Source organism: Planotetraspora mira (assembly GCF_016863275.1).
Classification (GTDB): domain Bacteria; phylum Actinomycetota; class Actinomycetes; order Streptosporangiales; family Streptosporangiaceae; genus Planotetraspora; species Planotetraspora mira.
In genome coordinates this window covers 227,209-240,894 of the sequence record NZ_BOOO01000004.1, presented here as the reverse complement: position 1 = coordinate 240,894, position 13,686 = coordinate 227,209, and the positions used below count along the sequence as shown (strand labels likewise).

Sequence of the window (13,686 nt, the reverse complement as noted above, 5' to 3'; positions counted from 1 at the left end):
GGTGACGACGTAGTCCGGCGGGCCGATGAAGGGGTTCTCGGCTTCCTTTAGGGCTTGCTTTTGCTGCTAGGTGGAGACGAGACCACCAAGACCCTTATACCATTGAATTCCTGCTCCGTCGCCTGACCAAGCGGGCAAATCGCCTCACAGGCAGGTTTGCTGTGATGGGAGCTGCTCGCGAGAAAAACGGACATTGGTGTCCTAAGTCTGAGAGATAAAATGCCCCATACCGATGTGATCACGGATATATCGGGCCATTTTGACATGGCCGATCGCCCTATCCAGGCGAGGGCGGTGAACAGGACGATCCTGGTCACGGGGACGGGCATCGACGCGGGGCGGCTGGAGGCTCTGAAGGCACGGGGGTACGACGTCAGGCAGCCCTCTCCTGTGCTGACCGAGGAGCAGTTGACGCATGAGCTGCAGGGCGTGGTCGCCTACCTGCACGGAGGCGAGGAGCGTGCCTCCCGCGCGGCGCTGGAGAGCGCGAAGGCCACGCTGAAGGTCGTCGCCTTCCTCGGCGTCGGATACGAGACCTTCGTGGACGTGGCCGCGGCCGACGACCTGAAGATCGTCGTGACGTCCACGCCCGGGGCCGCGAGGGACTCGGTCGCGACCTTCACCGTCGGTCAGATCATCAACGCCAACCTCCGGATCTTCCAGCAGTACGGCAACCGCTACCCCGACTGGACCTCGGCCGAGGAGTTGCCGTCCGAACTGAGCGTCCGGAACGTCGGCATCGTCGGGATGGGCGTCATCGGCTCGCGGATCGCGGAGATGTTGCGGGTCGCCTTCGACGCGAACGTGGCGTACTACAGCCGGACGCCGAAGAGGCATCTCGAGCGGTCGCTGGACATGAAGTTCATGGAACTCCCGGATCTGGCGGAGTGGAGCGACATCCTCGTCGTCATGGTCCCCGGGAACGACACGACCACCTCCATGATCGACGATGAGGTTCTGGGCAGAGCCCGCCCCGGGACGATCCTCATCAACACGGCCCGTCCGTCGGTGGTGGACCCCGTCGCCCTGTACGCGAGCATGAAGGCCGATCGTGTCCACCTCGCCGTGTTCGACGGGTTCTACGGCAAGGATTCCGAGGCGGCCGTGAGGCTCCTGCAGGACTTCGGCAGCCGGATGTTCGTGACCGGCCACGTCGCCTCACACACCCGCCAGGCGATGGACAGGATGCTCGACCAGGCGGTCATGTCCATCGAGAACCTCCTGGGCGGCAACGCCGACCCCTATGCCGTGGGCGCGGCCGACCGCATTCCCGAGCCGTAGGGAAAACGTTTCGCCCGGGGCGAAGAAAAAGGGTTTGGCGTCGCGGAAGCGCGGAAACAGACTAGAAATGCTTCTGCGACTCCACCCGCCCGGAAGCGATGCCTGATTTGAACTCCCCAGCCGGCCGGACGACGTCGTTGACTGGGGCACGTGCGCTTGTCGCGGCCCTCCGCTTACACGGAGTGGACACCGTATTCGGCATTCCCGGAACGCATAATCTCGCGATTTACCAGGAACTCGACCTCGCCGGCATCAGGTGCGTCACCCCACGTCACGAGCAGGGCGCCGGATACGCCGCCGACGGCTACGCGCGGGTCACCGGCCGGCCCGGCGTCATCGTGACCACGACGGGTCCCGCGGCGGTCAACGCGGCAGCGGCTCTCGGCCAGGCGTACTCCGACTCCTCACCGCTCCTGCTCATCTCGCCGGGCGTGCCCACGGACCATCCCCGTCAGGGCAGGGGATACCTCCACGAGAGCAAGGACCAGTCGGGCGCCATCGACGCCCTCTGCGCGTGGAGCCACCGCGTGAGCTCCGTGCGGGAGATCCCCGCGGGCGTCGCTCGCGCGTTCGGCCAGTTCGCCGAGGGCCGCCCCCGGCCGGTGCACGTCGAGATCCCCGCCGACCTGCTCGACCGGGAGGGCGAGGCCAGGCTCGCCCCGCCGTACCGGCTGATGCCGCGCACCCCCGACCCGGAGGCGCTCGACGAGGCCGCACGTCTCCTCCGTACGGCCAGGCGTCCCGGGCTGGTGCTCGGCGGCGGCGCCCAGCGGCCGGGGGCGCGGGAGCAGCCCGTCGGCCGGCTGGCCATGCGGATCGCCGAGTGCGTCGGCGCCCGGGTGGTGACCACGGTCAACGGCAAGGGCGTGGTGCCGGAGAGCCATCCGCTCGCCCTCGGTGCGACGTTGCACCTGGAGGGTGTCCGGCGATGGCTCGCCTCCTGCGACGTCGTCCTGGCGGTCGGGACCGAACTCGGGCCCGCCGATCTCTGGGAGGACGACTACGTGCTCCCCGGGACCCTGATCCGGGTCGACGTGGACCCCGGGCAGATGTACGGCGACCACGTCGCGGACGTGGCCGTCGTATCCGACGCGGGGCTCGCGATGGAGGGTCTGCACGGCAGGATCGAGCAGGCGGGAGCCGTACCGAGACCGCGGCAGGAGCCGTGGCGGGGGCACATCCCGGAGATGGACGAGCTCACCGCCCGGTGGGCCGGCCACATCGCCGCGCTGCGCAGGGCGCTGCCGCAGGACACGATCCTCGTCGGCGACAACTCGATGATGGTCTACCACGGTGCGCTCGTCGCCCTGCCCATGGACCCGCCCGGGCGGTTCCTGTTCCCCACGGGATACGGCACGCTGGGATTCGCGCTCCCCGCAGGGATCGGGGCGAAGATCGGGATGCCTGACCGGCCCGTCGTCGTGCTCGCCGGAGACGGCGCCCTGCAGTTCAGCGTCCAGGAGTTGGCCACCGCGGTGGAGTTGCGGCTGAGCCTGCCCATCGTCGTGTCGGCCAACGGCGGATTCGGCGAGATCCGCGACGAGATGAAGAACCGGGGCATGACGCCGGTCGCCGTCGACCTGCATGCGCCCGACTTCGTCGCGCTCGCCGTCGCGTACGGCGCGCGCGGACGGGCGGTGGGCTCGCCCGACGACCTGCACGAGGCCCTCACCGAGGCGCTGGGAGCTCCCGTGCCGACGGTGATAGTGATCACCGAGTGAGTGTCAGGGGTTTGCCAGGGGAAGCCGCAACACGAACCGTGCGCCGACCGGGCTGTCCTCGATGGTCAGCGTTCCCTTGTGGCTCTCCGCGATCTGGCGGGCGATGGAGAGGCCGAGCCCGGTGCCGCCGGCGTCCTTGCTGCGCGCCGCGTCGAGCCGGGTGAAGCGCTCGAAGACCACGTCTCGCTGGCCGGGGGGAATGCCCGCACCGTCGTCCACGACCTCCAGAACCCCGAAGTCCTTGTCGCGGCACGCCCGCACCGTGATCAGCGATGTGGCATGACGTTCGGCGTTGTCGAGCAGGTTGTTGAGCAGGCGCGCGAGGCGGAGCCGGTCACCGATGATGATCATGCCTGGTTCCAGATCCCTGGCCACGTCGACCTTGCGCTGGCGGCGGTCGAGTTCGCGGGTGGCCAGGTCGGAGAGATCGACGTTGTCCAACTTGTGCGGTGCGCCGGCGTCCAGCCTGGCGATCTGGAGCAGGTCGGTGACCAGGGCCTGCAGCCGGTCCAGGCTGTCGAGCAGGGCCTCGCCCGTGGCGTTCCAGTCGGCGATCTCCGGGTGGAGCATGGCCTCCTCGATCTCGGTGCGCATCGCGGTCAGCGGGCTGCGCAGGTCGTGCGACGCGTCGGAGGCGAACCGGCGCTGCTGCTCGACCGCCAGTTCGGCCCGGTCGAGCGTCTGGTTGGCCGTTTCCGCGAGCCTCCTGATCTCGTCGCGGAACCTCGGCACCGGCACGCGCTGGCCCAGGTCGGTCGTGGTGATCACGGCGAGCTTGTCCGCGATCGCCTCGACGGGTGACAGGGCCTTGCCCACGGTCTGGTAGGTCCCGAACGCGGTGAGCGCGATCAGCAGCAGAGAGCTCCCGATGAGGGCCAGCAGGAGTTCGGAGCTGACGTACCACGGCACCTCGGTGCCGGCCGAGTAGACCAGCCACGCGCCGTCGGGCTGCGGGACGCGCAGGGCGACGATGATCACGCACTGGTCCGGGTACGCGGGTGAACGGCACAGGACCTTGGCGTCCTGCGCGCTGGACTCGCTGGGGCGGAAGGCCGCCATCCTCGGCCTGCCGGCGATGTCGTGGCTCGTGGACACGATCTGGCCCGTGGGATTGACGACCTGAACACCGGCGACGTCCTCGTCGAGGATGACCGGAGGCAGCCGCTCGCGTTTGATGAGGTAGCTGACGCGGATGGCGGCGGTGACGACCTCTTCGGTCTTGTACTTCTCCGCGGTGCCGCGGACGGAGAGCAGGACGAAGGCCCCGGCGGCGGCGCAGACCAGCAGCATGACGGCGCTCGCGATCACCGCCAGGCGCGTTCTAACCGACCATCCGTGCCACAAGCTCACCAGATCCCCCCGGTGATCAGATGATCACACTTGGTCGATCTGTCGCCAATTAAGGGAGATTCGATACTAAAAGCGGGCAAACCACCTCAAGAATATCGCTACCCAGCGAGCCACTCCACGGAGGTCGTCACCTCGTCGAGGACGGCCGGGTCGGGGTCCACCCCGATCCCCGGGCCCGCGGGCACGTCGAGGTGCCCGTCTCGCAACTCGAACGGCGGCGTGATGTCCCTCGCGAAATACCTGCGCGACGCCGAGGTGTCACCCGGGAGCGTGAATCCCGGGAGCGCGGCGAGGGCGACGTTCGCGGCCCGGCCGATGCCGGTCTCGAGCATGCCGCCGCACCAGACGGCGACGCCGTTCGCCCGGCACAGGTCGTGGATCCGTCGGGCCTCCAGATAGCCGCCGACCCGTCCCGGCTTGATGTTGATCACCGAGCAGGCCTTGAGCGAGATCGCGGCGGCGGCGTGGGCCGCGGACTCGATCGACTCGTCGAGGCACACCGGCGTCCGCAGGCGCTTGGCAAGCTCGGCGTGCTGCACGAGGTCGTCGTCGGCCAGCGGCTGCTCGATCAGCAGCAGGCCGAACGCGTCGAGCCCGGCCAGATGCGCCGAGTCGGTCAGCGTGTAGGCGGCGTTCGCGTCCACCTGCAGCAGCACGTCGCCGAACCGCTCCCTCACGGCCCGGACCGGCTCGAGGTCCCAGCCCGGCTCGATCTTGAGCTTGATCCGGACGTACCCCTCGGCGACGTAGCCGTCGACCGCGTCGAGCAGTTCCGGGATCGAATTCATGATCCCCACGGAGACGCCGCAGGGCACGGCCTCCCGCGACGCGCCGAGGAATCGCGCGAAGGACTCCCCGGAGGCCCGTAGCTGGGCGTCGAGCACGGCGGTCTCCAGAGCGGCCTTGGCCATCCGGTGCCCCTTCAGGGGTTCCAGCGCCTGGCCGACGCCGTACGCGTCGACGTGGTGCAGCGCCGTCAGGGCCGGGACCATGAAGCGGCGCATCACGTCGGCCGCCCCGTCCACGTACTCCGGCGAGTACAGCGGCTCACCCATGGCGACGCATTCGGCCCAGCCCTCGGCCTCGGGCGTCACCACCCGGACCAGCAGCACGTCGCGGGAGTGCTCGGTCCCGAACGACGTGCGGAACGGCGCGACCAGCGGCATCGCGATCCGCCGCAGCTCGACTCCTGTGATCTTCATGTGCGCTCCACCACGTAACAGCCGTCGGCCAGACCCGTCACCCGGGCGCCCTGCGCCATCATCCCGCCCAGCACCTCTCGTACGGCGTGCCGCCAGGCCTTGGCGAGCCCCGGATCCTGCTGACGAAGAGTCTCGATGTCCTCGGGGAGCGCCACCAGCACGACACGCGCGTCCGTCGGCCCGACCATCGGCCGCCCCTGGTGCGACGCGACGCCGGCGACCGCGTCCGCCGGGACCTCCGGCCGGTACGGCCTGCCCTCGCAGGCCTCCGCGACGTGCGGATCGGTCAGCCGCCAGACGGCCAGCAGCCGGTCCGACTCGTCGCCCGCGTTGACGGCGTCGGTCATGGGCCCGTAGAACTCCGGCAGGTACGCCTCGGGACGGGCCCCCAGCTTCGCCAGGTTGAAATAGGCGTTGCGCCGTACCAGCGGGTCGTAGGTCCAGGTGATGACGCCGATTCCCCGGCCGAGCGCCCAGGCCCGCTGGTGGAGCTTCAGGGCGAACCCGGCGCCCCGCCTGACCGCGCCGGTGACGTGGGAGTGCAGCACCTGGCCCACGGGGGCGGCGAAGAATCCCGCCGACGCCCCCACGAGGGTCGATCCGTCGAACGCGCCCGTGACGTAGTTCCCGGCGTGAGACAGCGCCCGCATCATCTCGACCGTGATGGGAGGGTCGGTGGGGTCGGGGTGCCAGATGTCGTCGAAAAGCCGCGCCACCTGTTCGAACGCGGGGATGTCATGCAGTTCGCAGAGCCGTACGCCGCTCCTGATCGCGGCGTCCGCGGCCTGACGCGCGGGGTCGCTCACCGGGCACGCTCGCCGGAGAGCACGTGGGAGGTCAGCGCCGCGACCAGACGTGCCCTGACGGGCATCTCCGCGACCACGACGTGTTCCCCCGGCGCATGGGCACCTCCGCCCACGGCGCCGAGCCCGTCGAGAGTGGGACAGCCGACCCCTGCGGTGAAGTTGCCGTCGGAGCCGCCGCCCACCGAGACGCCCTCGAGCGAGCCCATGCCGAGGTCGCCGGCGATCCGCCCGGCGACCTCGAAGAGCCCGGCCGAGGCGGCCGCGTCGAGCGGCGGGCGGTTCGGGCCGCCGAGGAGCTCCAGCCGGGTGCCCGGGGTCCGGGGGGTCAGGGCGCGCATCAGCTCGTCCACCCGCGCCTGCGCGCCGGCGTCGGGGACACGGACGTCGATGGCGACCCTGCCGATGGCGGGAACCGTGTTCGTGCTGGTCCCCGCGGACATCAGGGTCGGCGTCACCGAGACCAGCCCGGCCTGAGAGGACGACTCGACGGCGTTCGCGATGTCGGTGATGGCGATGATCTGGTGCGCCAGCTCGACGCCGGCGTTGGCGCCCAACTCGGGCTCGAGCCCCGCGTGGGCCGCTCTGCCGTGGACGACGAGTTCGTACCGGGATACGCCCTTGCGTGCCGTCTTGAGCGCTCCGCCGTTCGCGCTGGCCTCCAGGACGAGCGCCGCCTCGCAGCTCGCCGCGCTCGCCTCGATCAGCGGACGGGAGGTGGGGGAGCCGAGCTCCTCGTCGCCCACGATGAGGACGGTCACCCCGTCCGGTGAGGGCAGCGACGCCAGCGCGTGGAAGAGCTGCACCAGGCCGGCCTTCATGTCGAAGACGCCCGGCCCCGTGGCGACGCCGCCGGAGACCGACCAGGGGTGGTCGCGCAGCGAGCCGATCGGCCAGACGGTGTCGTGATGGCCGAGCAGCAGCACCTTGGGCGTGCCGAACGACCAGCGCAGATGGGTGACCCCGCCGATCACCGTCGTCTCGGGCTCCGCCTGGAGCATCCGGGTCCCCAGCGCGGCGACCACCCGCGCGCTCCGCGCCACCGCGTCGTGGTCGCTCGAGTACGACTCGCAGACGACGAGCTCCTCGAGATCGGCCAGCATGCCGTCGAGGTTCACCGGCGGCCCTGCCCCAGCTCGGCGCGGAACAGGCGCATCACGTTGCCGCCGACGATCTTGACGATCTCGTCGTCGGAGAAGCCGTGCTTGAGCAGGGACTCGGTCACCAGCGGCAGACCCCGGGGACCCTCGAGGCCAGGGATGGCCGCCATCGCGTCGATCTCGCTGTAGCTGAAGCCCTCGCAGCACGGCGGGGTCAGGTCGAGATGGACTTCCCGCATGAAGTCGGGCCCCAGGCCGACGTGGTCGATCCCCGCGACACCCGCGATGTGCTCGATGTGATCGACCAGATGGTCGACCGTGGCGGCGCGGGCGTCCATGGTCAGGAACGCCGCCAGGAAGTTCACGCAGATCACGCCGCCGCCGGCCGCGATGGCGCGGAGCTGGTCGTCGGTCAGGTTGCGGTGGTGGTCGCGCAGCGCGCGTGCGGAGGAATGGGTCGCGATCACGGGCCGGGTGGCGAGCTCCAGGACGTGCCCGACGCCGGAGGCGCCCAGGTGGGAGACGTCGAAGATCATGCCGAGCCGTTCCATCTCCTGGAGGGCTTCGACGCCGTGGCTGGTGAGCCTCGATCCGGTGCCGTCCTGTCCGCTGCCGTCCGCGAGAGCCGTACGGCCCCAGTGGGCGATGGAGGCGACGCGGACGCCGAGGCGGTGCACCGTCGAGATCAGCTCCACGGTCTCGTCGATGCCGGGCATGCTCTCCATGGCGAGCACCAGGGCGATCTTGCCGAGGGCGAGCGCCTCGTCGATCTGGGCGCCGTCGTGGCAGATCCGCACCGCGTCGGCGTTGCCCTCGGCCAGCACGTGGGCGCACTCGATCATGCGGAGCGTCTGACGCAGCGCTCCCTCCGGGCGGTACGCGTCGTCGATGAACACCGGGAGGACCTGGACGTCGACGCCGCCTTCGACCAGTTGGGGCAGCCACTGTTCGCGGAAGAAGGAGGCCCACAGCCGCGGCGGGCGGGCGGAGACCGCCATCAGGAGATCGTTGTGAGTGTCTGCGACGACCGCGTCCCTGTGGATGTCCTGCTGGTCAACGGACACGTCGGTTCCTCCCTTGCAGCGTGGTGTCACATGGACGTTACCTCGGTTTGCCGTTCTCGATAGTCTGCGCGGATGCCAACCTGCTCTCTCGCCGAGGTCGTCGCCGAACTCGAGGCGCGATACGACCCGGCCTGGGCCGAGACCTGGGACGCGGTGGGGCTCGTCTGCGGCGATCCCGCGCTGACCGTACGGAAGATCCTTTTCGCGGTGGACCCGGTGGCGGCGGTGGTGGACGAGGCACTCGAATGGGGCGCCGACCTGATCGTCACGCACCACCCCCTCTATCTCCGGGGCACCACGACCGTCGCGGCGACCACCTTCAAGGGCCGGGTGATCCACCGGCTGATCAGGAACGACGTGGCCCTCTACACCGCCCACACCAACGCCGACGTCGCAAGCCCCGGGGTATCGGACGCGCTCGCCCGCGCCGTCGGGCTGTCCTCCGAGCTGCGCCCGCTCCAGCCGTCGGCGGACGACCCGCGCCGCGGGCTCGGCCGGATCGGCACGCTGCCGTCGCCCATGCCGCTGGGTCGTTTCGCCGAGCTCGCCGCGGCCGGTCTTCCCCGTACGGCACTGCGCGTGGCCGGTGATCCGGAGCGTATGGTCGAGACCGTCGCCGTGAGCGGGGGAGCGGGGGACTCGCTGCTGGGGGCGGCTCGGGACGCAGGCGTCGACGTGTTCCTGACCGCGGACCTGCGCCACCATCCGGCCAGCGAGCACATGGAGGCGGGCGACCGTCCCGCGCTCATCGACGCGTCCCACTGGGCCACCGAATGGCCGTGGCTGGCCGACGCCGCCGGACATCTGACGTCGGCGCTGGCGGCCAGGGGCATTAATGTTGAGGCGCGTATCTCCCGCGTCGTCACGGATGTATGGACGACCACAGACCTGGATCGAGGATGGGGATGAAGGCCGCACCCGAAGCACAGAGGCGTCTGCTCGATCTTTCTGAGCTGGATGCGGGGCTCGACCGGCTGAGGCATCGCCGTCGCACCCTGCCCGAGCTCGCCGAGATCGAAGAGATGTCGAAGAGGCTCGCTCAGCTCGCCACCCAGGTGATCGCCGCCGAGACCGAGGCGGGCGACCTGTCGCGCGACCAGACCAAGGCCGAGTCCGACGTGGACGCCGTGCGGACCCGAGCCGAGCGTGATCAGAAGCGGCTCGACTCCGGCCAGGTGTCCTCGCCCAAGGATCTGGCGAGCCTCCAGTCCGAGATCACCTCGCTCCAGCGGCGCCAGAGTGACCTGGAGGAGGTCGTCCTGGAGATCATGGAGCGCCGTGAGGCCGTCGACGCCCGGGTCGCGGCGCTCAAGTCGGAGCGGGACGAGGTGACGGCCACGCTCGACGCCGCCGGGGACCGCCGCGACGCCGCGTTCGCCGAGCTCGACAAGGAGGTCGCCGAGCTTCAGGGCAAGCGCTCCGGGATCGACGACATCCCGGCCGACGTGCTCAGCCTCTACGAGAAGCTGCGCGAGCAGTCCGGCACCGGAGCGGCGATGTTGCAGGGCAGCCGGTGCCTCGGGTGCCGCACCAGCCTGTCGATCGCCGAGCTCAACCGGATCCGGGCCGCCGGCCCGGATGAGGTGGTCCGCTGCGAGGAGTGCCGCCGGATCCTGGTCCGAACCCCCGAGTCCGGGCTGTGAGCTCCTTCGTCGTCGAGGCCGACGGAGGGTCGCGGGGCAACCCCGGCCCCGCCGGGTACGGCGCGGTGGTGAAGGACTCCGACGGGCAGGTCGTCGCCGAGGCGGCCGAGTCGATCGGCACCGCGACCAACAACGTGGCCGAGTATCGCGGCCTGATCGCCGGCCTTCAGGCACTGGTCGCCCTCGGCGCCGAGGGCGCCGCGGTCACGGTGCGGATGGACTCCAAGCTGGTCATCGAGCAGATGGCCGGTCGATGGAAGGTCAAGCACGAAGGACTGCGGCCGCTCGCACTGGAGGCGGCGGCGCTCGCCCGGCGGTTCCGTGTGACGTGGACGTGGATCCCGCGAGAGAAGAACACCCACGCGGACCGGCTCGCCAACGAGGCCATGGACGCCGCGGCGCGGGGTGAGAAGTGGCAGGCCAAGACCGTCTCGGCCACGGCCTCGGCCACCACGTCCGTGACGGCGCGTGTCGAGTCCGCCGCGGCTTCGGAGGCCGGCGGCACCGGGTGGATGCCCCGGCCGGCCCTCAGACCGACGTCCCTGATCCTCCTGCGCCACGGCGAGACTCCGCTGTCCGTGGACAAGCGCTTCTCCGGTCTGGGCGACCCGTCCCTCACCGCGGACGGCATGGCTCAGGCCGAGGCCGCCGCGACGCGGCTGTCGCGCAAGCCGTACGAGATCGAGGTGATCGTCAGTTCGCCGCTGACGCGCGCCCGGCAGACCGCCGAGGCCGTGGCCTCCCGTACGGGCCTCGCCGTGTCGGTGGAGGAAGACCTCCGCGAGACGGACTTCGGCGCGTGGGAGGGGCACACGTTCGCCGAGATCCAGAAGAGGTGGCCGGACGACCTGGCGGCCTGGCTGGCGGACCCCGAGGTGGCTCCGCCGGGCGGCGAGAGCTTCGCCACGACGGCCCGCCGGGTCGAGCGGGCGCGGGCGAGGATCATCGAGGCGCACCAGGGCCGGACGGTCCTCGTGGTGTCGCACGTGACGCCGATCAAGCTGCTCGTCCGTTCGGCCCTCGAAGCCCCTCCGCAGGCCCTTTATCGGATGCATCTCGACCTGGCCTGTCTCTCGTCGATCGACTACTACGCCGACGGCCCTGCCGTGATGCGTGCGTTCAACGACACCGCGCATCTTCAGATGTGAGCCCAGAGGCGTCCGTGGCGGGGGCGAACCCGTCGAGCCGCTAGGCTTGTACATACAGCGGACGAGTCGGCCGGGCGGCCGCGTCAGGGCTTTCGGGCCCTGCCGAGGAAGGTCCGGGCTCCACAGGGCAGGGTGGTCGGTAACGCCGACCCGGGGTGACCCGCGGGACAGTGCCACAGAGAGCAGACCGCCCCTTCGGGGGTAAGGGTGAAAGGGTGGTGTAAGAGACCACCAGCGCCCACGGTGACGTGGGCGGCTAGGTAAACCCCACCCGGAGCAAGGTCAAGAAGGGGCGCCTCCTCGGAGGCGTTCCGCGCGCGGCGTTCGAGGGCTGCTCGCCCGAGTCGTGCGGGTAGACCGCTTGAGGCCGTCGGCAACGACGGTCCTAGATGGATGGCCGCCGATCAGCTCCGGCTGATCACAGAACCCGGCCTACAGGCCGACTCGTCCGCTGTTTCCAGGTCTGACCTGGAAGTTCTCCCCGCCTCATTCATGATCGGGGCACATTGGGTGAATGCGGCCTGATTGCAACGGCACTGCGCAGCAATCCTTCATACATTTCGTCAGAGACGTCACCAACCTTGCTCAGCTCGGAAATCGCCCTGCTCAGAAAGTCAACGGCCGCAGAAATTCGGCCTCCCTTACTAAGCAGCGCCGGGGGGAGATCGTAACTGTTTGGACTTAGGGACACGGCCAACGGCTCAAGAACGTAATAAATCCATGATGGCTCGAAAAAATCTTGCAGATCCTCTGACGCAGCAACAAGGGCGGCATCTATGCAGATCAACGCATCGGTTGCATGCGTACTCCATGGCGAGTCCAGCTCGTGGCCATTCGGTACAGATTCCAGCAGTCGATCACGAAGCTCGCGATTATGTTGAGCTGGAGCATCCCCAAGCGCAAATTCCCTCGAAATCAGAAGAGCCCTTTCCGTGTCAGGAAAAGTCCACTGGCGCATGAAACGCTCCTCCACCTCCCGTAGGATCGGCAGCAATGCGTATCCACAGACTCCAAAGAGCGTAGCGTTGCCCTGCAACGACAATCCCGATAGTTGATCTTCTAGGGGCTTGGAGATCTGGCCAAGATCGACTGGGTTCAGCATTCATGCTCGATTCCCCGAGCGTCCATCTGACCCGCGCCATCACGCCGGTCTGATCTATAGGCGCCCTGATTGTCACTTGCTACTGGCACGCCGGCCAACCTACTGCGGAGACGGCCGGGGCATTTTGGGTGCAGTACGTATCCATGGTCTCGGCGATCGTGGCATGGGCGCCGCCCTGGACCCGCTCGAACCGTCGCCAATTTCCACCCGAGGTCCGCCTTTTCCTGCCGTAGTGCCCGCCTTCCGGCCGCCGGGACCCTACCAACGACGCACGCTCATACCGAAAGTCGCGCGCTCATGCCGAGAAGGGGACGTTAGGCGGGCTGCTACTGGCCTGGGGACGGCGCTGATGTTCAGCTGAGAAACTCCCCTAGTGCGCGGTTGAGGTGCTCGGGGTTCTCTGTCGGGACGGTGTGGTGAGACACGTCGGGCAGGACCGCGGTGACGATGTGGGGCATGAGTTTGCGGGCGTTGGCCGACACCTTGTGGATGTCGTGCGCCCGGCTCTTCTCGGCCAGGAGTAGCAGCGTCGGGACGGTCGAGGCTCGCAGCCGATCAGGGGCGGGGTGGCGCGGCATGACGACTTTCGCGCTGGGGAACCCGGCACTGAGGCATATCAGCTTCAGCCATGCCGGGTCGACTGGCACGCCTGCGCTCTCCCGCGTGATGAAGGCGCGCATTCGTTCGGCGCTTGGCCTGACGAATATCGGCACGGCGTGCAGGCGGTAGCTCAGCCTCAGGCCGGTGAAGCAGTCGGTCGGGTCGAGTAGCGCGAGCTTGTGCACCCGATGCGGCGCGTGCAGGGCGTAGTTGAGTGCGAGCCAGCTGCCGTACGAGTGGCCGCAAAGGGACGCACTGTTGAGGTCCAATGCGTCGAACAGTCCGTCGAGCCAGTCCATGAACCTGGCCAGGGTGTCGACGGGTCGGCCGTCGTTGACGCTGCGGCCGGCGTCTCCGATGGTGTCGATCGCGTATATGCGGTGGGTCCGGCTCAACTCGCCCACGTTGGCGAACCATACGGTTGACGTGGCGCCACGGCCGTGCAGCAGGACCAGGGGCTTGCCGTCGCGTGGTCCGCAGATGTGGACGTGGGTCGTGCCGTACGGCGACCGGAGGCCGACGGACTCGAGGGCAACCGGCCACTGGGTCAGGACGGTGTCGTATGCCGCGAAGTACTCGGCTTCTCCCTGCCCGGTGTTGAACGCGGGCCGGGTGGCGGGGCTCGATGCGGCGTCGTCGACCATTGGTCACCTCAGCTTGTCTGATTATCAC

At 69.2% G+C, this 13,686-nt stretch carries 12 protein-coding genes and 1 other RNA gene; 6 read left to right on the top strand and 7 right to left on the bottom strand.

The annotated features are described in order from the left end of the window. Positions 1 to 294: 294 nt before the first annotated feature. Positions 295 to 1,281, top strand: a complete 987-nt coding sequence (locus Pmi06nite_RS04645; RefSeq protein ID WP_203951559.1) for a 2-hydroxyacid dehydrogenase — start codon at positions 295 to 297, stop codon at positions 1,279 to 1,281. Positions 1,282 to 1,379: 98 nt separating this feature from the next. After that, positions 1,380 to 3,002 carry a 5-guanidino-2-oxopentanoate decarboxylase gene (locus Pmi06nite_RS04640; RefSeq protein ID WP_203951558.1) on the top strand — a complete coding sequence of 541 codons (1,623 nt, stop codon included), beginning with the start codon at positions 1,380 to 1,382 and terminating at the stop codon, positions 3,000 to 3,002. A gap of 3 nt (positions 3,003 to 3,005) precedes the next feature. On the opposite strand, the gene Pmi06nite_RS04635 is transcribed toward Pmi06nite_RS04640, so the two are convergent. The 5 genes from Pmi06nite_RS04635 to Pmi06nite_RS04615 all read right to left on the bottom strand — a co-directional run bounded on the left by Pmi06nite_RS04635 (position 3,006) and on the right by Pmi06nite_RS04615 (position 8,521). Further along, positions 3,006 to 4,310, bottom strand: coding sequence for a sensor histidine kinase (locus Pmi06nite_RS04635; protein ID WP_239113644.1), 1,305 nt, complete (start codon positions 4,308 to 4,310; stop codon positions 3,006 to 3,008). A 140-nt stretch (positions 4,311 to 4,450) separates the two neighbouring features. Further along, positions 4,451 to 5,554: an o-succinylbenzoate synthase gene (gene menC / locus Pmi06nite_RS04630; protein ID WP_203951557.1), complete on the bottom strand. Its 1,104-nt coding sequence runs from the start codon at positions 5,552 to 5,554 to the stop codon at positions 4,451 to 4,453. After that, positions 5,551 to 6,360 (bottom strand): GNAT family N-acetyltransferase, encoded by an 810-nt coding sequence (locus Pmi06nite_RS04625; protein ID WP_203951556.1) that lies wholly within the window; start codon positions 6,358 to 6,360, stop codon positions 5,551 to 5,553. The genes menC and Pmi06nite_RS04625 overlap by 4 nt, the downstream gene beginning before the upstream one ends. Next, positions 6,357 to 7,460, bottom strand: a complete 1,104-nt coding sequence (locus Pmi06nite_RS04620; RefSeq protein WP_239113642.1) for a M20/M25/M40 family metallo-hydrolase — start codon at positions 7,458 to 7,460, stop codon at positions 6,357 to 6,359. Before Pmi06nite_RS04620 ends, Pmi06nite_RS04625 begins: the two co-directional genes overlap by 4 nt. Before the next feature lie 11 nt (positions 7,461 to 7,471). After that, a complete protein-coding gene (locus Pmi06nite_RS04615) occupies positions 7,472 to 8,521 on the bottom strand; it encodes a dipeptidase (protein WP_239113640.1) in 1,050 nt (349 codons plus the stop codon). A 72-nt stretch (positions 8,522 to 8,593) separates the two neighbouring features. On the opposite strand from Pmi06nite_RS04615, the gene Pmi06nite_RS04610 reads away from it, so the two are divergent. The 4 genes from Pmi06nite_RS04610 to rnpB all read left to right on the top strand — a co-directional run bounded on the left by Pmi06nite_RS04610 (position 8,594) and on the right by rnpB (position 11,763). Continuing rightward, positions 8,594 to 9,430: a Nif3-like dinuclear metal center hexameric protein gene (locus Pmi06nite_RS04610; RefSeq protein ID WP_203951554.1), complete on the top strand. Its 837-nt coding sequence runs from the start codon at positions 8,594 to 8,596 to the stop codon at positions 9,428 to 9,430. Beyond that, on the top strand, positions 9,427 to 10,164 hold the full coding sequence (locus Pmi06nite_RS04605) for a zinc ribbon domain-containing protein (RefSeq protein WP_203951553.1): 738 nt from the start codon (positions 9,427 to 9,429) through the stop codon (positions 10,162 to 10,164). Before Pmi06nite_RS04610 ends, Pmi06nite_RS04605 begins: the two co-directional genes overlap by 4 nt. Next, entirely contained in the window at positions 10,161 to 11,312 is a 1,152-nt protein-coding gene (locus Pmi06nite_RS04600) for a bifunctional RNase H/acid phosphatase (RefSeq protein ID WP_203951552.1), read from the top strand. The genes Pmi06nite_RS04605 and Pmi06nite_RS04600 overlap by 4 nt, the downstream gene beginning before the upstream one ends. Positions 11,313 to 11,374: 62 nt before the next feature. Beyond that, positions 11,375 to 11,763: RNase P RNA component class A (gene rnpB / locus Pmi06nite_RS04595), an RNA gene on the top strand. A gap of 39 nt (positions 11,764 to 11,802) precedes the next feature. On the opposite strand, the gene Pmi06nite_RS04590 is transcribed toward rnpB, so the two are convergent. Then, on the bottom strand, positions 11,803 to 12,414 hold the full coding sequence (locus Pmi06nite_RS04590; RefSeq protein WP_203951551.1) for a hypothetical protein: 612 nt from the start codon (positions 12,412 to 12,414) through the stop codon (positions 11,803 to 11,805). 353 nt (positions 12,415 to 12,767) lie between these two features. Beyond that, on the bottom strand, positions 12,768 to 13,658 hold the full coding sequence (locus tag Pmi06nite_RS04585) for an alpha/beta fold hydrolase (RefSeq protein WP_203951550.1): 891 nt from the start codon (positions 13,656 to 13,658) through the stop codon (positions 12,768 to 12,770). Positions 13,659 to 13,686: the final 28 nt, after the last annotated feature.

Excerpts from the sequence above, each read along its gene's own strand:
- Pmi06nite_RS04610 (WP_203951554.1), top strand. The coding sequence starts at position 8,594 with ATGCCAACCTGCTCTCTCGCCGAGGTCGTCGCCGAACTCGAGGCGCGA.
- menC (WP_203951557.1), bottom strand. The coding sequence starts at position 5,554 with ATGAAGATCACAGGAGTCGAGCTGCGGCGGATCGCGATGCCGCTGGTC.
- Pmi06nite_RS04605 (WP_203951553.1), top strand. The coding sequence starts at position 9,427 with ATGAAGGCCGCACCCGAAGCACAGAGGCGTCTGCTCGATCTTTCTGAG.
- Pmi06nite_RS04620 (WP_239113642.1), bottom strand. The coding sequence starts at position 7,460 with ATGCTGGCCGATCTCGAGGAGCTCGTCGTCTGCGAGTCGTACTCGAGC.
- Pmi06nite_RS04640 (WP_203951558.1), top strand. The coding sequence starts at position 1,380 with ATGCCTGATTTGAACTCCCCAGCCGGCCGGACGACGTCGTTGACTGGG.
- Pmi06nite_RS04585 (WP_203951550.1), bottom strand. The coding sequence starts at position 13,658 with ATGGTCGACGACGCCGCATCGAGCCCCGCCACCCGGCCCGCGTTCAAC.
- Pmi06nite_RS04590 (WP_203951551.1), bottom strand. The coding sequence starts at position 12,414 with ATGCTGAACCCAGTCGATCTTGGCCAGATCTCCAAGCCCCTAGAAGAT.